The sequence below is a fragment of the Pinirhizobacter sp. genome (assembly GCF_036499745.1).
Taxonomy (GTDB): Bacteria; Pseudomonadota; Gammaproteobacteria; order Xanthomonadales; family Rhodanobacteraceae; genus Pinirhizobacter.
In genome coordinates, this window is record NZ_DASYDG010000008.1 from 45,750 (window position 1) to 68,167 (window position 22,418).

General features: G+C 64.9%; 22 protein-coding genes and 1 tRNA gene. 10 read left to right on the forward strand and 13 right to left on the reverse strand.

Going from position 1 to position 22,418, the window contains the following annotated elements; genetic code table 11:
* The first annotated feature begins 5 nt into the window (after positions 1–5).
* Complete coding sequence (locus tag VGM61_RS02280) at positions 6–788, forward strand: enoyl-CoA hydratase-related protein (protein ID WP_331521086.1); 783 nt, start codon at positions 6–8, stop codon at positions 786–788.
* A 26-nt stretch (positions 789–814) separates the two neighbouring features.
* On the opposite strand, the gene VGM61_RS02285 is transcribed toward VGM61_RS02280, so the two are convergent.
* The 5 genes from VGM61_RS02285 to VGM61_RS02305 form a co-directional block, all read right to left on the reverse strand.
* A complete protein-coding gene (locus VGM61_RS02285; RefSeq protein WP_331521087.1) occupies positions 815–1,708 on the reverse strand; it encodes a DUF1684 domain-containing protein in 894 nt (297 codons plus the stop codon).
* A 93-nt stretch (positions 1,709–1,801) separates the two neighbouring features.
* Positions 1,802–3,622, reverse strand: coding sequence for a DNA mismatch repair endonuclease MutL (mutL, locus tag VGM61_RS02290; protein WP_331521088.1), 1,821 nt, complete (start codon positions 3,620–3,622; stop codon positions 1,802–1,804).
* Between the two features lie 21 nt (positions 3,623–3,643).
* On the reverse strand, positions 3,644–5,248 hold the full coding sequence (locus tag VGM61_RS02295) for an N-acetylmuramoyl-L-alanine amidase (RefSeq protein WP_331521089.1): 1,605 nt from the start codon (positions 5,246–5,248) through the stop codon (positions 3,644–3,646).
* Between the two features lie 165 nt (positions 5,249–5,413).
* Positions 5,414–5,866, reverse strand: coding sequence for a tRNA (adenosine(37)-N6)-threonylcarbamoyltransferase complex ATPase subunit type 1 TsaE (gene tsaE / locus VGM61_RS02300; RefSeq protein WP_331521090.1), 453 nt, complete (start codon positions 5,864–5,866; stop codon positions 5,414–5,416).
* On the reverse strand, positions 5,859–7,337 hold the full coding sequence (locus VGM61_RS02305) for an NAD(P)H-hydrate dehydratase (RefSeq protein ID WP_331521091.1): 1,479 nt from the start codon (positions 7,335–7,337) through the stop codon (positions 5,859–5,861). Before VGM61_RS02305 ends, tsaE begins: the two co-directional genes overlap by 8 nt.
* Before the next feature lie 89 nt (positions 7,338–7,426).
* Here VGM61_RS02305 and queG point away from each other — a divergent pair, with 89 nt between their 5' ends.
* Positions 7,427–8,494, forward strand: coding sequence for a tRNA epoxyqueuosine(34) reductase QueG (gene queG, locus VGM61_RS02310; RefSeq protein ID WP_331521092.1), 1,068 nt, complete (start codon positions 7,427–7,429; stop codon positions 8,492–8,494).
* On the opposite strand, the gene pgi is transcribed toward queG, so the two are convergent.
* From pgi to pcnB, 6 genes are all read right to left on the reverse strand, one after another.
* A complete protein-coding gene (gene pgi, locus VGM61_RS02315) occupies positions 8,491–10,107 on the reverse strand; it encodes a glucose-6-phosphate isomerase (protein ID WP_331521093.1) in 1,617 nt (538 codons plus the stop codon). The two genes, queG and pgi, sit on opposite strands and share 4 nt — an antisense overlap.
* A 65-nt stretch (positions 10,108–10,172) precedes the next feature.
* Positions 10,173–10,553 carry an aspartate 1-decarboxylase gene (panD, locus tag VGM61_RS02320; protein WP_331521094.1) on the reverse strand — a complete coding sequence of 127 codons (381 nt, stop codon included), beginning with the start codon at positions 10,551–10,553 and terminating at the stop codon, positions 10,173–10,175.
* Positions 10,554–10,678: 125 nt separating this feature from the next.
* A complete protein-coding gene (gene panC, locus VGM61_RS02325) occupies positions 10,679–11,524 on the reverse strand; it encodes a pantoate--beta-alanine ligase (protein ID WP_331521095.1) in 846 nt (281 codons plus the stop codon).
* A gap of 9 nt (positions 11,525–11,533) precedes the next feature.
* Positions 11,534–12,373: a 3-methyl-2-oxobutanoate hydroxymethyltransferase gene (panB, locus tag VGM61_RS02330; RefSeq protein ID WP_331521097.1), complete on the reverse strand. Its 840-nt coding sequence runs from the start codon at positions 12,371–12,373 to the stop codon at positions 11,534–11,536.
* Between the two features lie 58 nt (positions 12,374–12,431).
* A complete protein-coding gene (gene folK / locus VGM61_RS02335) occupies positions 12,432–12,923 on the reverse strand; it encodes a 2-amino-4-hydroxy-6-hydroxymethyldihydropteridine diphosphokinase (protein WP_331521098.1) in 492 nt (163 codons plus the stop codon).
* A 2-nt stretch (positions 12,924–12,925) separates the two neighbouring features.
* The gene (gene pcnB, locus VGM61_RS02340) at positions 12,926–14,287 is read right to left on the reverse strand and encodes a polynucleotide adenylyltransferase PcnB (protein ID WP_331521099.1); all 1,362 of its coding nucleotides are present in this window, start codon (positions 14,285–14,287) and stop codon (positions 12,926–12,928) included.
* Positions 14,288–14,425: 138 nt separating this feature from the next.
* On the opposite strand from pcnB, the gene VGM61_RS02345 reads away from it, so the two are divergent.
* Positions 14,426–14,501 (forward strand) — tRNA-Glu (locus VGM61_RS02345).
* Positions 14,502–14,523: 22 nt separating this feature from the next.
* Positions 14,524–14,847, forward strand: a complete 324-nt coding sequence (gene fdxA / locus VGM61_RS02350) for a ferredoxin FdxA (protein WP_331521100.1) — start codon at positions 14,524–14,526, stop codon at positions 14,845–14,847.
* A gap of 110 nt (positions 14,848–14,957) precedes the next feature.
* Here the strand turns inward: fdxA and VGM61_RS02355 are convergent, their stop codons facing one another.
* Both VGM61_RS02355 and dapA read right to left on the reverse strand, forming a co-directional pair.
* Positions 14,958–15,515, reverse strand: a complete 558-nt coding sequence (locus VGM61_RS02355) for a hypothetical protein (RefSeq protein WP_331521101.1) — start codon at positions 15,513–15,515, stop codon at positions 14,958–14,960.
* 37 nt (positions 15,516–15,552) lie between these two features.
* Positions 15,553–16,437 carry a 4-hydroxy-tetrahydrodipicolinate synthase gene (gene dapA / locus VGM61_RS02360; RefSeq protein ID WP_331521141.1) on the reverse strand — a complete coding sequence of 295 codons (885 nt, stop codon included), beginning with the start codon at positions 16,435–16,437 and terminating at the stop codon, positions 15,553–15,555.
* 124 nt (positions 16,438–16,561) lie between these two features.
* Between dapA and VGM61_RS02365 the strand changes: the two genes are divergently transcribed.
* From VGM61_RS02365 to gnd, 6 genes are all read left to right on the forward strand, one after another.
* Entirely contained in the window at positions 16,562–17,125 is a 564-nt protein-coding gene (locus VGM61_RS02365; RefSeq protein WP_331521142.1) for a glycine cleavage system protein R, read from the forward strand.
* A 43-nt stretch (positions 17,126–17,168) separates the two neighbouring features.
* Positions 17,169–17,630, forward strand: a complete 462-nt coding sequence (locus tag VGM61_RS02370; protein ID WP_331521102.1) for a peroxiredoxin — start codon at positions 17,169–17,171, stop codon at positions 17,628–17,630.
* A gap of 40 nt (positions 17,631–17,670) precedes the next feature.
* Complete coding sequence (locus tag VGM61_RS02375) at positions 17,671–19,050, forward strand: PhoH family protein (protein ID WP_331521103.1); 1,380 nt, start codon at positions 17,671–17,673, stop codon at positions 19,048–19,050.
* A gap of 219 nt (positions 19,051–19,269) precedes the next feature.
* Positions 19,270–20,196, forward strand: coding sequence for an aspartyl/asparaginyl beta-hydroxylase domain-containing protein (locus tag VGM61_RS02380; RefSeq protein ID WP_331521143.1), 927 nt, complete (start codon positions 19,270–19,272; stop codon positions 20,194–20,196).
* Between the two features lie 103 nt (positions 20,197–20,299).
* The gene (locus VGM61_RS02385) at positions 20,300–21,307 is read left to right on the forward strand and encodes a glutathione S-transferase family protein (protein WP_331521104.1); all 1,008 of its coding nucleotides are present in this window, start codon (positions 20,300–20,302) and stop codon (positions 21,305–21,307) included.
* A 75-nt stretch (positions 21,308–21,382) separates the two neighbouring features.
* Positions 21,383–22,387: a phosphogluconate dehydrogenase (NAD(+)-dependent, decarboxylating) gene (gnd, locus tag VGM61_RS02390; RefSeq protein ID WP_331521105.1), complete on the forward strand. Its 1,005-nt coding sequence runs from the start codon at positions 21,383–21,385 to the stop codon at positions 22,385–22,387.
* Positions 22,388–22,418: the final 31 nt, after the last annotated feature.

Sequence of the window (22,418 nt, forward strand, 5' to 3'; positions counted from 1 at the left end):
AGCGCATGGCCTTCCGCAACGTTCTCGTCGCCGACCGGGGTGCGGTCCGTACCATCACCGTCAACCGCCCCGACAAGCTCAATGCGCTCAACCGCGAGACCCTGGGTGAACTCACCCTGGCCTTCGCCCAGGCCGCGCAGGACGACGCCGTGCGCGCCGTGGTGCTGGCCGGCGCCGGCGAGAAGGCTTTCGTGGCCGGCGCCGACATCGGCGAGATGAATGGCCTCACCCCGGCTCAGGCGCAAACGTTCTCACGCGCCGGGCAACGCCTGATGACGTCGATCGAACGCCTTGGCAAGCCCGTGGTGGCCCGCATCCAGGGCTTCGCGCTGGGCGGGGGCATGGAACTGGCCATGGCCTGCCACCTGCGTATCGCCAGCGAGAAAGCCCGCTTCGGTCAGCCGGAAGTGAACCTGGGACTGATCCCGGGCTTCGGCGGCACCCAAAGGTTGGCCAGGCTCGCCGGGCGCGCCGCGGCACTTGAACTGTGCCTGCTCGGCTCGCCCGTCGATGCCGCCCGCGCGGCGGCCTTGGGCATCGTCACCCGCGTGGTCGCACCCGATGCGTTGGACGATACGGTGGCCCAGGTGGCCGATCAGTTGGCGGCCTCCGCGCCGCTGGCGATGGCGGGCATCCTCGACGCCGTGTTGCAAGGCGGCGAGGCGGCCATCGACATCGGGCTCGAGTTCGAAACGCAGGGGTTCGCGCTGGCGTTCGCCACAGAGGACATGCGCGAAGGCACCGGCGCCTTCCTGGAAAAACGCAAACCCGCCTTCCACGGCCGCTAGCTGCGGCCGTAGCGTGCCGCGGTTGGTCAGTGATGACCGCCGCGGTATTTCAGTTCGCCAGCAGTCACGCGAACATCAAGGCGGTTCTCCGGCGGCGCCAGTGGACAGGTGGCGTACGGCGTGAACGCACACGGCGGGTTGTACGCCTGGTTGAAATCAACCACCACCTTTCCGTCTTTAGGCAGCCCCGTGGTAATGAAGCGCGCCGCGCCGTAGGTTTCCTTGCCGCTGGTGCGGTCGGCGAAGACGAAGAACAATGAATCGGCGTCTTCCTGGATGGGAAGCAGTTCGTAGGTATGACCGTTACGGGTGAACACGGCCTTGCCGGGTACTTTCTCCTTGTTCACCGTACCCAGCACCGACCCGATTTCCAGTTCATGGGGCGGATCGAACGGTACCCAGGTGGCCTCGATGCGCCATGAGGCATCGATCGGGAAGTAGTCCAGGCCGAGGAAACCGGTACGGGTGCCGGCGTTTTCATCCTTTACCCGCAATCCCTTTTTCCCATCACGCTCGATGGCGAAGAAACTGGCCGATCCGAACGCCACCGTGGTGGGCTTGCCTTTGGCATGCATGTCGTCGATGAGTGGCGCGCTGGCCACGTGCTTGCCGTCGATGGTGGCGTCGCTGCCCTGCGCCAACGTGATGGACAGCGAGCCATCGGGCGCCTGCGTCACCGTGCCCAGGTAAGCTGGACCTGCATGCAGCACGATGTCGTTGTCGGCAGCCGAACCCACGCGGTTGGCGCCTTCCTTGAGCCACTCCAGGCCAATCAGGCTAAGCCAGCCATCGGGGGCCTTGAGACTGGCCGCGCGCGTCGCCTGCCAGGCCTGGGTCTGGCGGATGAAATCCGGATCCGTGTCGGCGGCACTCACCGCTCCGACGGCAAGGACCGAGGCGATGGCAAGGGAACGAAGCATGGGTGGCGCCTGGCTTATGGTGGATAAACGACGATGAGGCCTCAGGCCCCGGCGATCAAGGGGCATACATCACGAATGGCCATCCAGATGGCTTTAGCGGCCTCGCATGAAAAGTTTGTCCAGCTCCGTCAAAGACAGCTGGATCCACGTTGGCCGGCCGTGGTTGCATTGGCCGGAGCGTTCGGTGGCCTCCATTTCCCGCAGCAGGGCATTCATCTCGGCGATGCCCAGCCGCCGGCCGGCACGTACCGAGCCATGACAGGCCATGGTGGAGAGCAATTCGTTTTCCAGTTCCTGAAGGCGCCGCGAGCTGCCGTGGGTAGCAAGTTCGGACAAGACGTCACGTGCCAGCTGGCTGACGTCAGCACCCTCGAGCAGTGCGGGAATACGGCGCACGACGATCGCCGATGGACCGCTGCGCGAAAGCTCAAGGCCCCATTCGGCCAATGCGTCGGCATGCTCTTCGGCCGCGGCCGCTTCCTTCGCTCCTACCGCGATCGACAGCGGCACCAGCAACAGCTGCGAGCGCAGGTTGCTGGTAGCGCGGCCATTCTTGAGTTTCTCGTAGGTGATGCGCTCGTGTGCTGCGTGCATGTCCACCAGTACCAGGCCCTGCTCGTTCTCGGCCAGTACGTACACCTGCTTCAGCTGCGCAATGGCAAAACCCAGTGGTGGGGCCTGGCTGTCATCGTTATCGGGCAATGGCACCCGTACGGTAGAGGCAGCGTTACCGAACAGCGCGGCATACTCGGCCAGCGGCTCGTCGCGCACGCCAAGGGTAAGGCGCGGCTGATTCAGAGGTCGCGCACCCCACGACATCGGCGAAAGGCGCGGTTCGTTCGCGGCATCGGGCGATGCAGGTGTCCACGATGCGTTGGGAGCCGACACCACCGCCTGCACTGGCGCCACGCCGGCACGGGTCTGCGCAAGTGCCTCGTGCAGTGTGCGGTAAAGGAAATCGTGGACCAGGCGCTGCTCGCGGAAACGCACCTCGCTCTTGGCCGGATGCACGTTCACATCAACGCCGGCAGGATCCAGGGTGAGGAACAGCACGAATGCGGAATGGCGGCCGTGGAACAGCACGTCCGCGTAGGCCTGGCGCACGGCATGTGCCACCACGCGATCACGTACCAGGCGCCCGTTGACGTAGAAGAACTGCTGGTCGGCCTGTGAACGCGACGCGGTGGGCAAACCCACCCATCCGCCCAGGTGCAAGCCCGCGGCCGAGTGGTCCACGCGCAGGCTTCGCGAGGGGAATTCCTCGCCCAGTACCTCGGCCACGCGCGCAAGGGCCCCGGCCTCGTCGCGCGCGGCCTTGACGATGCGCACCGGCCGTCCATTGTTGCTGAGGCGGAACTCAACCCCTTCCCGTGCCAGCGCCAGGGATTTGAGCAGGTCGTCGATATGCGCGAATTCCGTGCGCTCGGCGCGGAGGAACTTGCGCCGAGCCGGCACGTTGTAGAAAAGATCGCGCACCTCGATGCTGGTGCCCTGGGGGTGTTGTGCCGGACGGGCCTGGCGCAACTTGCCACCGTCCACTTCCAGCCGGAAGGCCGCATCGGCACCGCGCTGGCGCGATGTGAGCGCCACGCGAGCCACCGAGGACACCGATGCCAGCGCCTCGCCACGGAAGCCCATGCTGGCCACGTGCTCGAGGTCGTCGAAACTGCCGATCTTGCTGGTGGCATGCGATGCCACGGCGAGTTCCAGTTCATCGTGGGCGATGCCGGCGCCGTCATCGCGCACGCGGATAAGCTGGGCACCGCCCTGCTCGATGTCGATCTCGATACGCAGGGCGCCGGCATCGAGGCTGTTCTCGACCAGCTCCTTGACCACCGACGCCGGGCGTTCGATGACTTCGCCGGCGGCGATCTGGTTGATCAGTTCAGGGGGAAGCGCGCGAATGGATGCCATCGGCGCAGGATAGCAAGGCCGTCAGGATGACGGGATGGCCAGTACCGTACCCGCCCGTACCCCGCTGTCGGGAATCTGGTTGACCTGCCGCAGCGAGCCAACGCTCACGCCGTACTGTTGGGCGATACCGCGCAGCGTCTCACCCCGCGCGACACGGTGCAGATCGCGCACGTTGTCGTCGGCGCGGGCGATGTTCACGGCCTTCGCCGTGCGCCTGGCCGCGCTATTGGCGGCCTTGCTGGCAGCGGTCGCGGCACCGACCACGGGCGAGGCCTGTATCTGCGAGGCTGTCTCGACCACAGGCTCTGCCCGCTTTGCCACAGCCACCAGGTTGTTGCCATTGCGACGCGCGGCCTGGGCGGCGAACCAGGTGCCCGGGGGCGGCGTGTTGGCGAAGTAATTGCGGATGCCGCCGAGCACCGCCGTGGCCAGTGATTGCCGATGGGCGCTACTGCGTAGCTTGGTTTCTTCCGACGGGTTGGTGATGAAGGCCGTCTCGACCAGGATCGAGGGGACATCGGGTGAGCGCAACACCACGAAGTTGGCGCGTTCGACGTAACCACGATGGGTGGGACCGAGCTGGCCGATGGCCTTGAGTACGTTGTTGGCGATCGATTCGGAAGCCTGCATGGCATAGCCCTGCTGCAGATCCAGCAGCACGGCGGCGAGCGTGTCGTCCTTGTCGTCCAGCGAGACGCCGCCGACGAGGTCGGCGCGGTTTTCACGATCGGCAAGCCACCGTGCTGCTTCGCTGGTCTTGCCACGCGGCGAGAGCACCCACACCGAGGAACCCCTGGCGTCGCTGTTCTTGAAGGCGTCGGCATGGATCGAAACGAAAAGGTCGGCGTTGTGCTCGCGGGCGATCTGGTAACGGCGCTTCAATGGGATGAAATAGTCGCCATTGCGCGTGAGCACGGCCTGCATACCGGGCTGCGCGTTGATCTGCGCGGCAAGTTCGCGCGCCACGTTCAGCGTGACGTCTTTCTCGAGCAGCCCCGTGGCACCACGGGCGCCGGAATCCTCGCCGCCGTGGCCGGCGTCCACCGCCACCACCACCTTGCGCTCACTGGCGGGCATCGATGCCACGGGAGCGGACGATGCGGTGGCGCGCCCGCGCTTGCCACTGGCGGTCGTTCGCGCTGGCGGGGCATCGCGAACGGCTACCGCTGAACTGGCATCGTCGTCGCTGTCGTCGTCATCGCTGGTGCCGGCGTTCTTCTGGCCGACCTTGGCCAGGGCCGGATCACCCGGATAGAGATCCAGCACCAGGCGGTAACCGTAGTCGCCCGCGGGCTTGACCAGGAAACTCTTCGGCCTGGCGGTGGGATCGAAATGCGCCACCACGCGGGCGCCCTTCCCCGGCACATCCAGGCCCTTGAACAGGCCCTGCGCACCCGGTGCGCGGAAACCCCCGGCGAGGCTCCCACCCGGAAGCTCGATAATCATGTCGCCCGGCTTGTCGCCCGGGGAAACCTTGTATCTGCCGTTGTCGGAAAGATCGAACACCACTCGCGTGTACTCAGGACCGGCCCAGACGCGGGCGGCCTTGATATCGGTGGCAACGGCGGGTTGGCTCGCGATGATGGCGAGGCAAGCGGCGGCAACGGTGGTGACGATTCCCCTCATGGCCGGGATTGAACTGCAACGGTCAGCTGAATGCAAGAGGAATTCCCTGATAAATCCATAACCTGCACATCATTCGTCAGCGTTCGTGCAGGAAGTGTCGCCAAGCGACGGTTTTCGATCAGGAGTCACCATGCCGGCGCGAGGTGATTTGCAGCGGAAAAACAATCACTTAATTCCTTCAAGGAACCGATTGCCCCGTTTCGTGGCCGATTCGACACGCAATCGGCGGCCGCCGCCCTGATGGGCGAGGCGAAGATGGACATCGGCGGCCGGCAACGCGTCTGCGCCCCGCTCAGGCCACTCCACGAGCACCAGTGAAGCCTCGTCGGACAGCGCGTCGAGTCCGAGCCATTCCAGTTCACCGGGGTCGGCGATGCGATAGAGGTCCAGGTGCCAGGCAACCTGGCCGGGAAGGTCATAGGATTCCACCAGACTGTAGGTGGGACTCTTCACCCGCTCGCCCACGCCCAGTGCCTGCAGGAATGCCCGGGCAAAGGTGGTCTTGCCAGCGCCGAGGTCGCCATGCAGGTAAACCACCAGGCCGCCGTCGACACCGGCGGCCAGTATCTGGGCGATGCCTTGCGTGGCGGCTTCATCGGCCAGGACGATCTCACGCATGATCGATGCCATTGAGGACGGCACGCAGCGTGTCCAGCAGGTCCGTGGCCGCCATGCCTATTTCGCCCCCGCGCGCCACGAGGTCTCCCGCGCGCGCATGCACCGAGGTACCCAGGCACGCCGCATCGAATGGGTCACCGGGGCACTGTGCGAGCAGGCCGGCAATCACGCCGGTAAGGATGTCGCCCATGCCGCCGCTGGCCATGCCCGGATTGCCCCAGGGGCACACCTGCAGGCGCCCGTCGGGTGCGGCGACAATGCTGCCGGTACCCTTGAGCACCACCACCGCCTGGTATTTCTCCGCGATGGCCGTGGCGGCAGCGAAGCGATCGGCCTGGACCTCACGGGTGTCACAACCGAGCAGCCGGCCGGCCTCGCCCGGGTGCGGGGTAAGGATGGTCGGTGTGCTGAAGCTGCGCGGATGCCTGGCCAGCATGTTCAGGCCATCGGCGTCGAGCACCATGGGCTTGCCGGCATCGAGCGCGGTCAGCCACAAGGCATGGCCCCATGCAGCCTGTCCAAGCCCCGGCCCCACGGCCAGTACGCTTGCCTTTCCCAGTGGCTGTTCGAGTGATTGCGGGCCGTCAGCTGCGCGCGGCATCAGTTCGGGCCGTGCCGCATGCAGCGCCACGATGTTCTCAGTCCGCGTGGCCACGCTTACCAGCCCCGCACCCACGCGCAATGCGGCGCTTGCGCACATCAGTACCGCACCGCCGGTGCCATGGTCACCACCGATGGCCAGCACGTGGCCGTACTGGCCCTTGTTCGACTGCCTCGGCCGGGGCGGCAACGCCCTGGGCTGCATGAGGATGGCCGATGGCAGCTGGTCGGCGATCACGCGCTCGTCCGCGCCCAGGCTCGCCAGTTCAAGCATGCCGACATGGTCGGCGGCTTCCTGGGTGAACATGCCTCGTTTGTGCGCAATGAAAGTTACCGTGGCATCAGCGCGCACGCAGGGGCCTGGTGTGGTGCCGGTGTCGGCGGAGAGCCCCGACGGGATGTCTACCGCAAGCACAGGCAAGCCGGCGGCATTGATAGCTTCGATGGCTTGGGCCATGACGTCGCCTGGCGGCCGCGACAGGCCCGTGCCGAGAAGGGCATCGACCAACAAGTCGGCACCGGCAAGGTCGAGCCTTGCCGAGACATCACCGCCGCCCTTGACGAAACGGTCGCGCGCTGCCCTGGCGTCTTCGGTTACCGGTTCCACCACGGCCACGACGCGCGAGGGAAGCCCTTCCTCGCGTGCACGCAGCGCCAGCAAATAGCCGTCGCCACCGTTGTTCCCGGGACCACACAGCACCACGATGCGCCGCGCTTCGGGCCATCGCCGTCGCAGGGCACGAAAGGCGGCATCGGCGGCACGCGCCATCAAGGTGGGGGAATCCACCCCCAGGATGTGCATGGCCCGGGTATCGATGGCATGCGATTGGGCCGCGGTGAACAGTGCCGCGGCAAGCGTTGGCGTGGTCATGGCGGCCATTATAGGGAGGCTGGCCGTGACGATGATTGCAAAACGGAACTTTGCGCAGGACGGCCGGCCCGATTCACTACAATGCACCCATGGACTATCGGAAGCTGGCCGACGACATCAGGCTTTGGGCAAGCGAGCTCGGCTTCGCCGAGGCCGGCATTTCAGGCACATCGCTGGGCGATGACGAAACCCACCTTCAGCGCTGGCTGGACGACGGCCATCATGGGGAAATGGACTACATGGCGCGCCATGGCTCGAAGCGAAGCCGCCCGGCGGAACTGGAGCCTGACACGCAACGAGTGATCTCCGTACGCATGGACTACGTGCCGCCAGGCACGCAGCATGCCTGGCCGGTGATCGCCGACGGCGAACTGGGGTACGTGGCCCGCTATGCACTTGGCCGCGACTACCACAAGCTCATGCGCAACCGCCTGCAGAAGCTCGCCGGGCGCATCGGCGAGGTCGTGGGGGATTTCGGCTATCGCGCCTATGTGGATTCCGCCCCGGTGCTGGAGAAAGCCCTGGCACGCAACGCGGGGCTTGGGTGGATCGGCAAGCACACGGTGCTGATCAACCGCCATGCCGGTTCCTATTTCTTCCTTGGCGAGCTCTACACCGACCTGCCGCTGCCCGTGGATACGGCAGCCACGGCACACTGCGGGACCTGCCGCCGATGCATCGACATCTGTCCGACGCAGGCGATCGTGGGGCCCTACCGCCTGGATGCGCGGCGTTGCATTTCGTATCTCACGATCGAACTGCGCGGCAGCATCCCGGAGGACCTGCGCAAGCCGATGGGCAACCGTATCTTCGGCTGCGACGATTGCCAGTTGATATGCCCGTGGAACAAGTTCGCGCAGGAAACCACCGAGCCTGACTTCGCGCCACGGCACAGCCTGGATGGCGCGAAGCTCACATCACTATTCGCCTGGAGCGAGGAGGAATTCCTCTCGCGTACCGAAGGCATGGCGATACGGCGCACCGGTTACGAAGGATGGTTGCGCAACATCGCCGTCGCGTTGGGCAATGCACCGACGTCCGATGATGTCGTCCGTGCGCTTGAAGCGCGCCAACTGGATGCATCGGACATGGTGCGTGAGCACGTCGCCTGGGCACTGGCGGAGCACGCCACGCACGGCAACGCTGCCAGGCCCTAACGCCGCGCGGCGATTTCCTCGATCAGCGCCTGCGTGGATGCGTCGAAGGCATGCTCGGACTTGCCCTTCAATGCCGGCTGGATCTGCTGGGCAATCACCTTGCCAAGCTCCACGCCCCATTGGTCGAAGGCATTGATGCCCCAAAGGTGGCCCAGCATGAACACCTTGTGTTCGTAGAGGGAAATGAGCGCACCCAGGGTTTCGGGGGTGAGCGCATCGAGCAGGATCACAGTGCTTGGACGATCACCGGCGAACGTGCGCTGGGCAGCAATGGCACGATCGCCGTCTTTCGATTCGGCCATGGCTTCATCGAAGGTCTTGCCCAGCGCCAGCGCGGCCGCCTGCGCCAGCAGGTTCGACAACAGCACGCGGTGGTTTTCTTCGAGCTTGTGGCCGGGCTTGACGATGCCGATGAACTCCAGCGGCACGATATCGGTGCCCTGGTGCAACGCCTGGAAATACGCATGTTGCGCGTTGGTGCCGATGCTGCCCCACACCACCGGCACGGTGGGCTGGGTTACCTGCTCGCCCGCAGGCGTAACGTGCTTGCCCAGGCTCTCCATTTCCAGCTGCTGCAGGTACGAAGGTAGATCAATCAGCGGATCGACATAGGGCACGACGGCGCGGCTGGTGCTGCCGCGCACGTTTCGGTTCCATATTTCGGCAATGGCCAGTTGCACCGGCAGGTTCTCCTGCCATGGGGTGCTGCGGAAATGATCGTCGATCATCGCGGCGCCAGCGAGCAACGCCCGGAAGTGCGACATGCCCACGGCAAAGGCAATTGATAGCCCGACCGCCGACCAAAGCGAATACCTGCCGCCGACGAAGTCCCACATCGGCAGCACTTTCTCGGCAGGAATACCCCAGTCGGCGGCGGCCTTCGTGTTGGAGCTGACCGAGATGAAATGACCGGCGGCCTTCTTGATGTCGCCGCCATAAATGGTGGCGATCCAGTCGCGCAGCACGTTGCCGTTGAGCAGGGTTTCCTGGGTATTGAAGCTCTTCGATACCAACAGCACGATCGTGGTTTTCGGATCGAGCGTTTTCATCAGGCCATCGGCGGCATGGCCGTCGACGTTGGTAAGGAAATGGTTGCGAAGCTTCGGCACGTGGAATTGCGCCAGGGCGTCGACGGCCAGGCGGGGGCCAAGGTCCGATCCGCCGATGCCCACGTTGACGACATCGGTAATGGTGGCCGGCAGGCCGACATCCGGCCCCTTGCCGGCATGCACCGCGCCGACGATCGCCTCAATGCGCTTGAGCGTGGATTCGATCTCTTCGAGGTCGGCTGCGGGCGCGGGCGACTTCAGCTTCGAGCCACCGGCGCGCAGCGCCGTATGCAGCACGGCGCGGTCTTCGGAAGTGTTGATGTGTGCACCAGCGAACATTGCGTCGCGGGCGGCTTCCCAGTTCGTACCCTGTACATAGGCGCCCACGGCGTCGAGCGCGGCAAGGTCGAGCTTCTGGCGGGAGAGATCCAGCAGTACCGGCCCTACCCGCTTGCGCAGGCGGTCGCCCCGCGCCTTGTCCTTGAGCAAGTCCCGCAGGTGCGTGTTGGCGAGGCGGGACGCGTGCTCGGCAAATGCTGGCACGCGATCGGTGGTGGCATCCATGGGAGGCTCCGGACAAGTGACGGTAAGCCTCCGATGGTAGCGCAGCGAACTTGACGAAAACGTCGCTACGCGGCCTGTTTGGGAATCGAATGATTGGTGTGCGTGATGCGGTTATCGCGGTCGACGTAAACCATGGTCGGCTTGAACACGGCAAGCTCGACCTCGGACAGGCCCACGAAGGCAGCGATGATCACCAGGTCGCCCGGCTGGGCGCGGTGCGCGGCGCTGCCGTTCACCGAGATAATGCCCGAGCCTTCCTGGGCACGCAGCGCGTAGGTGGTAAAACGCTGGCCGTTGTTGATGTTCCAGCAGTGGATCTGCTCGTACTCGCGGATGCCCGACGCGTCCAGCAGGTTGCCGTCGATGGCGATGGAGCCTTCGTAGTGGAGCTCGGCGTGGGTCACCGTGGCGCGGTGGATCTTGGCCTTGAGCATGTTCAGGTGCATGGAAAAGTCCGGGGGTGCGGATAGGCGTTAAAAGGTGCGCAGTGTATCGGCATGCGCTGGCGAAAGGTTAAGCAGCGCCAGTCGGGCCAGAAGATGGGGACCGGGCCTTGTCGATCAAGGGGATATCAGTCAAATGGCAGGTTGTCGATCAGGCGGGTGCTGCCCAGCCTGGCGGCGGCCAGGGCCACCAGACCCGTGCGTTCGTCATCAGCGGGCTCGGCTAAGTCTTCTTCCCGGCGGATCACGATGTAGTCGGGCACGAATCCGGCCCGCTGCAGGCGGGCGGACGCGGCCTGCTCGATGGCCAGGCGGGCGTGGCCCTGACCGAACAGCGCCTTCATCTGCTTCAGCGCCGCCGCCAGCTGGGGCGCGCGGGTCTGCTCGGCGGGGGTGAGGTACTGGTTGCGCGAGCTCAGTGCCAGACCATCGGCATCGCGCAGGGTAGCTCCTGCCATCACCTTCACCGGCAGGGCCAGGTCGCGCACCATCCGCTCGATCACCTTCAGTTGCTGGAAATCCTTCTGACCGAACACCGCGATGTCGGGCTGGACCAGGCTGAAGAGCTTGTTCACCACGGTGGCCACGCCATCAAAATGCCCCGGCCGGTGGGCGCCTTCGAGTGTTTCGCTCACACCAGGCACATGGATGCTGACGCTGTTTTCAGCGCCGAACGGATAGAGCGTGGACACTTCCGGTGCGAACAGCAGGTCGATATCCAGTTCCGCCAGGCCGGCCTGGTCTTGCGCCATGGTGCGCGGGTAGCGCTCGAAATCCTCACCCGGCCCGAACTGGGTGGGATTGACGAAAATGCTCGCTACCACGCGATCGGTGCGGGCGCGGGCCAGCTTCAGCAGCGAGTGGTGGCCCGCGTGCAGGTTACCCATGGTCGGCACGAAGCCGATGGTCTGGCCCGCCTGGCGCCAGCCGCGGACCATGGCCCGCAGGGCGGCGGCGTCTTGCACGGTTTGCATAAGACTCTTCTAGAAGCTGTGTTCGGGAGCAGGGAAGGCGCCGCTGCGCACATCCTTCGCATAGGCGTCGATCGCCGCTGCCACACTGTCACGCCCGGCAAGGAAATCCTTGCTGAACCGGGGTCGCTTGCCGGGAGTAAGGCCCAGCATGTCGTAGACCACCAGCACCTGGCCATCACAGCCGGCGCCCGCGCCGATGCCGATCACCGGGATATCCAGCTCCGCGGTGATGCGCCCGGCCAAGGCCGAAGGAACGCACTCCAGGACAAGCATGTCGGCTCCGGCGCGTTGCACCGCGTGAGCATCGGCCATAAGACGTGCCGCGGCTTCTTCACCCTTGCCCTGCACCCTGTAGCCGCCGAACTTGTGTACCGACTGCGGGGTAAGGCCCAGGTGCGCGCATACCGGAATGGCCCGGTCGGCCAGGGCGGCGATCACTTCGCAGATGTGCCCGGCGCCCTCGATCTTCACCATCGCAGCGCCTCCCTCGGCCACCAGGCGCGTGGCCGTGGCCATGGCCGTTGCCACGTCGCGGTCGCTCATGAAGGGAAGGTCCGCCACCAGCAAGGTGGACTTCAACCCCCGGGACACCGCAGCCGTGTGGTAGACCATGTGATCGACCGTTACCGGCAACGTGCTGCCATGCCCCTGCACCACCATGCCCAACGAATCGCCCACCAGGGCGACGTCGATCCCGGCCGCCTCCAGTTGCGCGGCAAAGCTCGCGTCGTAGGCGGTCAACATGGTGATGCGGGTTTTCTCCTGCTTCATGGCCCGCAGGGCGGGCACCGTCACGGCCTTGCGCGCGGGGACATTCGAATCTTGCGCGTACACGTGGCGCTCCGTCATGAAGTTGAAACGAAGGATTATCCTGCCGCAACGCAGCAAAGCTCAAGGACGGCGTGCGTCAGCCCAGGCGCTCACAACCGGTAGCATCTACCCGGGCCATTAGCGACGCCACCGTCCCCTGCCCCGGGACCTCAAGCTCCGGATCGATGTCGGCCAGCGGCAGCAGCACGAAGGCGCGGCTTCCGATGCGCGGGTGCGGGAGCTGCAGATGCGGCACGTCGCATACCGTATCGCCGTAAAGCAGCAAGTCCAGGTCGAGCGTGCGCGGGCCCCAGCGCACGCCTGGCCGGATCCGGCCAAAGGCGCGTTCGGTGGCCAGCAAGGCTTCGAGAAGGTCCGGGGCGGTAAGCCGGGTGCGCAGGCGCACCGCGGCGTTGACGTAATCGGGTTGGGGTACCGGCCCCCAGGGCGGAGACCGGTAATCAGCCGAGCGGATGAGCAGCTCGCATCCGGGCAGACCCCCCAGGGCCTGGATGGCCTGGGCAATGGTGGCGCGGGAATCACCCAGGTTACTGCCCAGTCCCACATGGGCAAGCACGGCCACCGGCATGGTCAGGATTCTGCCTTGCCACCCTTGGGTCGACGCGTACGCCGGCGGCGGCGCACGGGCGGACGTTCAGGCGTGAGTGGCTTGTCGTCCGGTGACGGTGGCAGCGGGCCACCCCCGAGGGCTGCAGCCAGCATCTCCTGCGGCAATGCCTGGGCGTGCTGCCACCACGCCCCCAACTGCGCCATGGCAGCGGATTCCGGTGCCCTGAGCACCAGGAAATCAAAGGCCGCGCGAAAACGCGGGTGGGCCATCAGGCGGAACACCCGCTTACGCTGCACCTGCTCGAAACGCGGCTGCAAGGCCCAGATTTCTTCCATGGTCAGGGTGAAGCGGCGCGGTATCGCCACGCGCTGGCACTGCTCGCCCACCACCCGCACCGCCGCCCGTTGCCAGGCTTCGGTGGGCTCGATGCCACGGGCTATCCAGTCGACGGCCTGGTCGCGCACCTCGCCCCATAGCAACACGGCGAACAGGAAGGCCGGGGTAACCGACTTGCCTTCGATCACGCGTACGTCGGTATTGGCCAGGCCCTGCTCCACCAGCGAACGAAGGGCCTGGTCGCCGCGCTGGAGCGCGCGGGCGGTAGCCGGGAACAGGAACTTCAGCAGGCCGCAGGCCTCGAGCATGCGGAAGCTCTTCAGGCCGTGCCCGGACAGGAACAACTTCAGCGATTCATCGTAAAGGCGTGCAGATGCCGCCCCGGCCAGCAGGTAGCCCAAGTCCTCGAACGGCGCGGCGGCGGCCGGGTCGATCCTGAAATCGAGTTTCGCCGCCAGCCGGGCCGCGCGGAGCATACGCACCGGATCCTCGCGGTAGCGCAGCACCGGATCGCCGATCAGGCGCATGCTGCGGTCGGCGAGGTCCTGCATGCCGCCGACATAATCGCGCACGGAAAAATCGGCGATATCGTAGTAGAGCGCATTGACGCGGAAGTCGCGGCGGACGGCGTCTTCCTCGATGCTGCCCCAGATGTTGTCGCGCACGATGCGGCCGTCGACGATATGGCGGTCGCCGCCCTCGGCGCCTTCCTCGCCCAGGCCGCGGAAGGTCGCCACCTCGATGATCTCGGGGCCGAACACCACGTGCGCCAGGCGGAAACGCCGCCCGATAAGCCGGCAGTTACGGAAGAGCTTCTTGACCTCATCCGGCGTGGCATTGGTGGCCACGTCGAAATCCTTCGGGTGTCCACCGAGCAGCAGGTCGCGCACCGCGCCGCCCACCAGGAACGCGGAGTAGCCTGATTCATGGAGCCGGTAAAGCACCCGCAGCGCGGCCTTGGAGATGTTCTTGCGCGAAATGGAGTGCTGCTCGCGCGGGATGATCCGTGGCGCGGTGGCGGCGTCGTTCCTTGGGTCGGAGTTCAAGCGTTGGTAGTCCTTGCGGGCGCCCCGCGCCCGACATTTTCTTAATGTAACCAAACTTTCCGCCGCTTACGATGGTGAGTGGTAGCGCCATTGCCGGGCGGATGATTTCCGTTATACTACCGCGCTTCGTCGTACCCCGCTCCCTTCGTCTAGTGGCCCAGGACACCGCCCTCTCAAGGCGGGAACACGAGTTCGAGTCTCGTAGGGAGCACCACTTACCGCTGCTTGGCGCCCGCATGACCTTTGTCGTCACCGACAACTGCATCAAGTGCAAATACACCGATTGCGTCGAAGTCTGCCCAGTCGATGCCTTCCATGAAGGCCCGAACTTCCTCGTTATCAATCCGGACGAGTGCATTGATTGCACCCTTTGCGAACCGGAATGCCCGATCAATGCCATCTACCCCGAGGACGACGTCCCCGGCGGCCAGGAAGGCTTCGTCGCGCTCAACGCGGAACTTGCCAAATCCTGGCCGGTGATCACCGAGCGCAAGGACGGCCTGCCCGACGCCAAGGACTGGGAAGGCAAGCCCGGCAAGCTCGACCTGCTGGAAAAATAAGCTGCGGCGGGTGTCATTGAACGCCTGGCGCGTTGAATGTCCCGGTATCGTACCGTCAAGAAAACCCCGCTCATCAAGGCGGGGTTTTCTTTTACCAGTGGTCCGCTGACTTACTTGGCGAGGCGGCCGCGCAGCGACTCGATCACCTTGGTGACGGCGGCGCCATCACCCTGGGCGCTCACCTGGCTGCCCGTGCCGCTGGCCACTACCGAAACGGTGAGCTTGCGGGCATCGGGCGAAGACGCGTCGGAGGATTGCTTCGACTTGCCGTTGAACATGCGCTTGAACATACCCGGCTTCTTCGCATCGATGGTCTGCTGCGACACGGCCAGATCGTAGGTATGGGCGTTGTCGTCGTGTGCCGTGACCTGGCCCAGGTCGCCGGTGTTGAAAGCCTCGCCCACGCGCTTGTAGACGTCATCAACCGTGCCGGGCATGACGAAGCTGTCGGTGGTTTCACGTGGCCGGTTGGCCTGGCCCGCACCCGGTTCCGGGACCACCAGGGCAGCGCTGGTCGAGGGCGTATCCAGGCCCGGCGGAATCTCCAGCGGGCTCTCCTGCTGCGCCTTGTCCCAGGCCTTGTGCGAACGGAACATGCCGCAGCCGGTCAGCAGGACGGCGGACATGGCCACGGCGGGCACGGCCAGGAGGAGCGAATTTTTCTTCATGAAGAGGTTCCGTAAGGGGAAAAACGCCTGCGTTGAATCAGGCCGCAGTCGCCAATGGTGCCAGAGAGCCAAGCTTTTCGCGCAAACGGGCCCGGTCAGGGCCCTCCACCAGCGCTACCAAGGGCAGCCGCGGGGTATCCAGCCCCAGCCCCAGCTCCGCCAGCCCGGCCTTGACCGCGATGGGGTTGGGAGCGCAGTTGAGCGCCTGGACCAGCGACGCCAGCGGAGCGCCGTAGGCCCCGGTGTCGCCGGCCCGCGAAGCATCGCAGAACGCCCGGAAGGCCCGAGGCACAAGGTTGGCGACGACCGAGATCACCCCGGCGGCGCCCGACAGCATGGCCTGGTGGGCCGTGCCGTCGTCGCCGGACAGATAGACGAAATCCGCGCGCACAAGTTCCGCAAGGGCTGAAATACGTGCTGCATCGCCCTGCGCTTCCTTGATGCCGACGATGGCCGGATGGTCGCGCAGCAGCGCCACGGTGGCAGGCTCGATGTCGCAGCCGGTGCGCGGGGGGACGTTGTAGAGCAGCACCGGCAGGCCGCCCTGGTCGGCCACTTCGGTAAAATGGCGGCGCATGCCTTCCTGGGTGGGACGCACGTAAAACGGTGCCACCACCAGGGCAGCGTCCGCGCCCAGGGACTTCGCCCGTCGGGTCAGCGCGATGGTTTTCGTGGTGCCCGCCTCGCCCGTACCTGCGATCACCGGCACACGACCGGCAACGCGGTCGACCGCGAACGAGAGCAGCAGGTCGAATTCCCCGTGCTCGAGGAAATGCGATTCACCGGTGGATCCGGCCACCACCACACCCTGCGTGCCGCCCTCGAGCTGGTATTCCAGCAGGCGTCCAAAGGCGTCGAGGTCGAGTTCGCCGGACGCCGAGAAAGGCGTCGCCAGCGCGCAGATGCTTCCGGAAATGGTCAACGTGGAGCCCAACGGGAAAGGAGAAACGTACATCGTGCATGTTACTTGCGGGGTCCTCGCGCGGGCAAGTAAGCTGGCCCGAGGCCAAGGCCGCGCGTCGCACGGCCCCTTCTCCAGGTAGTACATTTTGAATCCTTCCGCGCAGCGCGCAGCCCCTTCGGACAACCACCTGCTGATCCAGACCCTGTCCCCCGCGCAGCGCGCCCCCCTGCTGGCCCTGACCCGGCGCATTGCCGATTCCGGCTGCAACCTGGCCGACGCGCGGGTTTCGACCATCGGCAACGACACATCGGTGATGCTGCTAGCGTCCGGCGCCTGGGACGCGGTGGCCAAGCTGGAAACGGCACTGGGCAAATTCGCCCGGGACGAAGATGTCCAGCTGATCCACTATCGCACCACACCGCGCGAGCCCACCGCGCACCTGTTGCCCTACCTGGTGGAAGTGATCGCCGCCGACCGCCCGGGGATCCTGGTGAAGATCGTGGAATTCTTTTCACGGCGCGATATCAGCATCGAGCAACTCACTTCCATGCGGTACCAGGCCATGCAAACGGGCGCGGATATGTTCCAGGCTCAGATCACCATTGGTATTCCCGCCGAAACTCACATCGCCGCGCTGCGCGATGATTTCCTCGAGCTATGCGATGGGCTCAACCTCGATGCGATCATGGATCCGGTCAAGTTCTGAAAAACCCCTTGCCAAGAACCCGCGTTAGGGGTATCCAAGCAACATGGTCGAAGTAGGCAAGAAAGTCGGGGCGTTGAAGGGTCACACGGGAAGCGGGCAGACGCTTTCCCTGTCGTCGCTGAAGGGCAAGTGGGTGGTGGTTTATTTCTACCCGAAGGACAGCACGCCCGGATGCACCACCGAGGCCCAGGGCTTCCGCGATGCCTACGACGAATTTCGCGAACGCAACGCCGAAGTCATCGGCGTGTCACGTGATTCTGAGAAATCACATGCGAACTTCGCCTCAAAGCAGTCACTGCCATTTCCCCTTATCGCCGATACCGACGAAACCTGGTGCAACGCCTTCGGCGTGATTGCCGAAAAAGTGCTGTACGGCAAGCGCCACATGGGCGTGGTGCGCTCCACCTTCCTCATCGACCCCGACGGCAAGCTCGTCCAGGAATGGCGCAACATCAAGGTTGCCGGCCACGTCGATGCCGTGCTGGAAAGGATTCCGCCACGCTAATCCATCCGCACTACATCCCAACGCACGAGGTCAACCACGCATGACCGTAGCTAAGCGTATCTATGCCCTGGATACCAATGTGCTGCTGCACGATCCGACCTCCCTGTACCGCTTCGAGGAACACGACGTCTTCATCCCGATGACGGTGCTTGAAGAACTCGACGAAAAAAAGAAAGGCTCATCGGAAGTTTCGCGCAACGGGCGGCAAGTCAGCCGCTTCCTCAACGAACTGATCGAGCAAGGTAACGGCCACGGCATCGCCGATGGCATTCCACTGCAAAGCCCCGGTGGGCTGAACCTCAAACGCGGCATGGCCGTGGGCCGGCTGCACTTCCAGCAGCGCATCACCGCCACCAACGGCAAGGCCGACAACCAGATCCTGGCGTCGGTGATCGACCTGCGCGATGAGAACCCCGACGCATTGGTGATCCTGGTCACCAAGGACATCAACCTTCGCATCAAGGCCACCATCTTCGGCATCCATGCCGAGGACTACGAAAACGACCGCGCGCTGGACGACTTCGCGCTGCTGTTCACAGGCTCGGAGGAAACCGGCGAGGACTTCTGGGACCGCCACCCCGAGGTTCGTTCCTGGACCGAGCGCGGCCGCACGTATTACGAGCTCACCAAACGCGAAGACGAAGACTGGTACCCGAATGAGTGCCTGTATCTTCCCGGCGAGAATTCCGTCGAACTGCGCGTGCTCACCCTCGACGGCGACCGCGCCACGCTGGTGCTGCTGGACGACCACTCCCACGCCAACCACGCGGTATGGGGCATCGCCGCGCGCAATCGCGAACAGAATTTCGCCCTGAACCTGCTGATGGATCCGGACGTCGATTTCGTCACCCTGCTGGGTACCGCCGGCACCGGCAAGACATTGCTGGCGCTAGCGGCGGGACTGGCCCAGGTAATGGACCAGCAGCGCTACCGCGAGATCATCATGACCCGCGCCACGGTGTCGGTAGGCGAGGACATCGGCTTCCTTCCCGGCACCGAGGAAGAAAAGATGACGCCGTGGATGGGGGCGCTCACCGACAACCTCGAAGTGCTTGCCAACCCCGAGGAAGGTGGTTCCTGGGGCCGCCAGGCCACCAATGACCTGCTTGCCTCGCGGGTGAAGATCCGCTCGCTGAACTTCATGCGCGGCCGCACTTTTCTGTCGCGCTACCTGATCATCGACGAGGCGCAGAATCTCACGCCCAAGCAGATGAAGACGCTGATCACCCGGGCTGGCCCAGGCACCAAGATCGTCTGCCTGGGCAACGTGGAGCAGATCGACACGCCGTACCTCACCGAAACGACATCGGGCCTGACCTACGCAGTAGACCGCTTCAAGCAGTGGGCGCATTCGGGCCACATCACCTTGCGCCGCGGTGAACGCTCGCGCCTGGCCGACTTCGCCTCCGAAGCGCTGTAGATCCCGGTCGAAGGGGTTTCCCGTGTAACGCCCCGCGGTCCCGCAAGGGACGCGGGGCTGCCTGCGTCTATCCGGGATGCCGGTCCGGGCCCAGGCGGCGTTATCATGGACACTCGCCGCTGGGCCCGGCCCGGTTGAACCGGGGCCCAGTCGCCCTGACCTCCCCTATCGTCACCCAGGTACCCAAGCGCCCCGATGAACCTGCTAGGCCCCCGTTTCATCATCCTGTACGTGTTGCTGGCCTTCGCCCTTTGCGTGCTGCTGGTGCACCTGCGCGGGCGCTCACGGCTGCGCTTCGACCGCCAGCTGGTGGACCACTCGGCTATCTTCGCGCCGTACAACCTTTTGATGTACGCCTTCTCCGCGGTGCCGGCACGACCGATCCTTGACCGCCGCGGTTTTCCGCAGCTCGATCCGCTGCAGCAGAACTGGCAGGTGATCCGAGCCGAAGCGATGCACCTCTTCGACGAAGGTTTCATCAAAGCGGCGGAGAAGCACGCCGATGCCAGCTTCAATTCGTTCTTCAAGCAGGGCTGGAAGCGCTTTTACCTGAAGTGGTACGGCGAGCCTCTGGCCTCGGCCGAAGCGCTATGCCCGAACACGGTAAAGCTGCTCAATTCGATCCCCAACGTGAAGGCGGCGATGTTCGCCCTGCTGCCGCCGGGCTCGAAGCTCAATCCGCATCGCGATCCGTTCGCAGGATCGCTTCGCTACCATCTGGGTCTTATCACGCCCAACTCCGACGATTGCCGTATTTTCGTCGATGGCCAGATGCACAGCTGGCGCGACGGCGAGGACATCGTCTTCGACGAAACCTATGTGCATTGGGCCGAGAACCGCACCGACCAGACACGCGTGATCCTGTTCGCCGACGTCGAGCGCCCTTTGCGCACGAAGCTGATGAGCGCGATCAATCATCGCGTCGGTGCCTTCATGGGTTCCATCACCGCCTCGCCCAATGCCGACGACGGCAAGGAAGACGTGGGCTTGGTCAACCGCATGTTCGCGCTCAACGCCCGTGGCCGCGAACGCAGCAAGCGCTTCAAGAAGAAGAACCCGAAACTGTTCCGCGCCATCAAGTACGTAGGCATCGTGTTGGCGCTATGGGTGATCTTCCTTGCACCCTACCCGTTCTATAAAGGCTAGCGTTCTACAAGAGCCAGGTTCGGCGCCATAGGCCGTCAAGCCTAGATGTCAAATTCATCGTCGTGGCCACACCATCGCTAGACCAGACGATGAGATCACCGCGATGGGCTACCTGAACGAAGGACACTGGACCCGGCAGGTCCTGGTCCAGGAGAAGAACTCCGGCCGCTTCGTTCGGGAGGAAAGCCAGTTCCGCCACTGGGTGACCGCCGATGGCAGCCCCGGCCCGACCGGCGAGGGTGGCTTCCGTGCCGAACCCGGCCGCTACCACCTGTATATCGCCCGTGCCTGTCCCTGGGCCCACCGCGCGATGATCTTCCGGACATTGAAAGGGCTGGACGGCCTCATCGATTACTCCGTGCTGCACTGGCTGATGGGCGAGGACGGCTGGACCTTCGAGCCCGCACCCGGGGTCACCGGGGACAAGCTGCATGGCTCACGCTTCCTCTACCAGCTTTACCAGCGGGCGATCCCGGACATCACCGGCCGCTCCACGGTGCCCGTGCTATGGGATGTTCAGCGCGAGACCATCGTCAGCAATGAATCGGCCGACATCATCCGCATGTTCAACAGCGCCTTCGACAGCGTTGGCGCGAAGCTGGGCGACTATTACCCCGGTCCCCTGCACGAGGAGATCGACGCGGTGAATGCGCGCGTGTACGACACGCTCAACAATGGCGTGTACAAGGCAGGCTTCGCCACCACGCAGGAAGCGTATGAACTTGCGATTGGCCCATTGTTCGACACCATGGACTGGCTCGAGGAACACTTGGCCGACCGGCCCTGGCTGTGCGGCGAGGTTCAAACCGAGGCCGACTGGCGCCTGTTCACCACCCTGTTGCGTTTCGACCTGGTCTACCACGGCCATTTCAAGTGCAATGTGCGGCGCCTGGTGGACTACCCGCGCCTGTGGCAATACACCTGCGCGATGTACCAGCAGCCGGGCATCGCCGACACGGTGGATATCGACCACATCAAGAAGCACTACTACATGAGCCATCGCCAGATAAACCCCAGCGGCATCGTTCCGGTGGGTCCGGATATCGATTTCAACGCGGCGACCGAATGGGGCCGCCCGCGCGTGGTGGTGGATTTCGGCCAGCCCGCGTAAACGGCGGCTTGACCCTTCGACCGCTATGCTGGGGGCCTTTGCCTCTCCCTACCCCACATCATAAGGATCGACACGATGGAACTTGGACTGATTGGGCTCGGCCGCATGGGCGGCAATATCGTGCGCCGCTTGCTCCGCGACGGCCACCAGTGCGTGGTGTATGACGTCAGCGCCGAGGCCCGCGAGGCCGTGGCCAAAGACGGCGCCACCGCGGTCAATTCCGTCGAGGCCCTGGTGCAGACGCTCAAGGGGCCGCGCGCGGTGTGGGTGATGCTCCCCGCCGGCGAGATCACCGAGAAAACCGTCGCCCAGCTGGGTGGACTGCTGTCCGAAGGCGACACCGTGATCGACGGCGGCAACACGTTCTATCGCGATGACGTGCGCCGTACGAAGCAATTGAAGACCCGGGGCATCGACTACATCGACGTGGGTACGTCCGGCGGCGTCTGGGGCCTGGAGCGCGGCTATTGCATGATGATCGGCGGCGACAAGGCCCAGGTGGACCGCCTTGACCCGATCTTCGCAACGTTAGCCCCGGGTAACGGCGACATTCCCCGGACCGCTGGCCGCGAAGGCCGCGATACGCGGGTGGAACAGGGCTACATGCACACCGGCCCGGCGGGCTCGGGGCATTTCGTCAAGATGGTCCACAACGGCATCGAGTACGGCCTGATGCAGGCTTACGCCGAGGGCTTCGATATCCTGCGCAACCGCAACAAGACCACCCTGGCCGAGGACGACCGCTTCGATCTGGACGTGGCCGACATTTCCGAGGTGTGGCGCCGCGGCAGCGTGGTGTCCTCGTGGCTTCTGGACCTCTGCGCCAGCGCCCTGGCCAGGGCGCCGGAGCTGGACGGGTTCTCCGGCTTCGTCGACGACTCCGGCGAAGGCCGCTGGACCATCAACGCCGCCATCGAGGAAGCGGTGCCCGCGGAGGTCCTCAGCTCCGCGCTGTACGCCCGCTTCCGCTCGCGCCAGGAGCACACCTTCGCCGAGCGGATGTTGTCGGCCATGCGACTGGGCTTCGGCGGCCACGTGGAAGGCCGGGGCGCCCCGCCAAAGCAGGGCGAGGCTTCCTGATCAAGGCGTTAGCAGGGGCAGGCCGGCCGAT

Bases quoted from the DNA above. Each gene is read 5' to 3' on its own strand.
- VGM61_RS02280 (WP_331521086.1), top strand. From the start codon at position 6: ATGGCCTTCCGCAACGTTCTCGTCGCCGACCGGGGTGCGGTCCGTACC.
- VGM61_RS02285 (WP_331521087.1), bottom strand. From the start codon at position 1,708: ATGCTTCGTTCCCTTGCCATCGCCTCGGTCCTTGCCGTCGGAGCGGTG.
- mutL (WP_331521088.1), bottom strand. From the start codon at position 3,622: ATGGCATCCATTCGCGCGCTTCCCCCTGAACTGATCAACCAGATCGCC.
- VGM61_RS02295 (WP_331521089.1), bottom strand. From the start codon at position 5,248: ATGAGGGGAATCGTCACCACCGTTGCCGCCGCTTGCCTCGCCATCATC.
- tsaE (WP_331521090.1), bottom strand. From the start codon at position 5,866: ATGCGTGAGATCGTCCTGGCCGATGAAGCCGCCACGCAAGGCATCGCC.
- VGM61_RS02305 (WP_331521091.1), bottom strand. From the start codon at position 7,337: ATGACCACGCCAACGCTTGCCGCGGCACTGTTCACCGCGGCCCAATCG.
- queG (WP_331521092.1), top strand. From the start codon at position 7,427: ATGGACTATCGGAAGCTGGCCGACGACATCAGGCTTTGGGCAAGCGAG.
- pgi (WP_331521093.1), bottom strand. From the start codon at position 10,107: ATGGATGCCACCACCGATCGCGTGCCAGCATTTGCCGAGCACGCGTCC.
- panD (WP_331521094.1), bottom strand. From the start codon at position 10,553: ATGCACCTGAACATGCTCAAGGCCAAGATCCACCGCGCCACGGTGACC.
- panC (WP_331521095.1), bottom strand. From the start codon at position 11,524: ATGCAAACCGTGCAAGACGCCGCCGCCCTGCGGGCCATGGTCCGCGGC.
- panB (WP_331521097.1), bottom strand. From the start codon at position 12,373: ATGACGGAGCGCCACGTGTACGCGCAAGATTCGAATGTCCCCGCGCGC.
- folK (WP_331521098.1), bottom strand. From the start codon at position 12,923: ATGCCGGTGGCCGTGCTTGCCCATGTGGGACTGGGCAGTAACCTGGGT.
- fdxA (WP_331521100.1), top strand. From the start codon at position 14,524: ATGACCTTTGTCGTCACCGACAACTGCATCAAGTGCAAATACACCGAT.
- VGM61_RS02355 (WP_331521101.1), bottom strand. From the start codon at position 15,515: ATGAAGAAAAATTCGCTCCTCCTGGCCGTGCCCGCCGTGGCCATGTCC.
- VGM61_RS02370 (WP_331521102.1), top strand. From the start codon at position 17,169: ATGGTCGAAGTAGGCAAGAAAGTCGGGGCGTTGAAGGGTCACACGGGA.
- VGM61_RS02375 (WP_331521103.1), top strand. From the start codon at position 17,671: ATGACCGTAGCTAAGCGTATCTATGCCCTGGATACCAATGTGCTGCTG.
- VGM61_RS02385 (WP_331521104.1), top strand. From the start codon at position 20,300: ATGGGCTACCTGAACGAAGGACACTGGACCCGGCAGGTCCTGGTCCAG.
- gnd (WP_331521105.1), top strand. From the start codon at position 21,383: ATGGAACTTGGACTGATTGGGCTCGGCCGCATGGGCGGCAATATCGTG.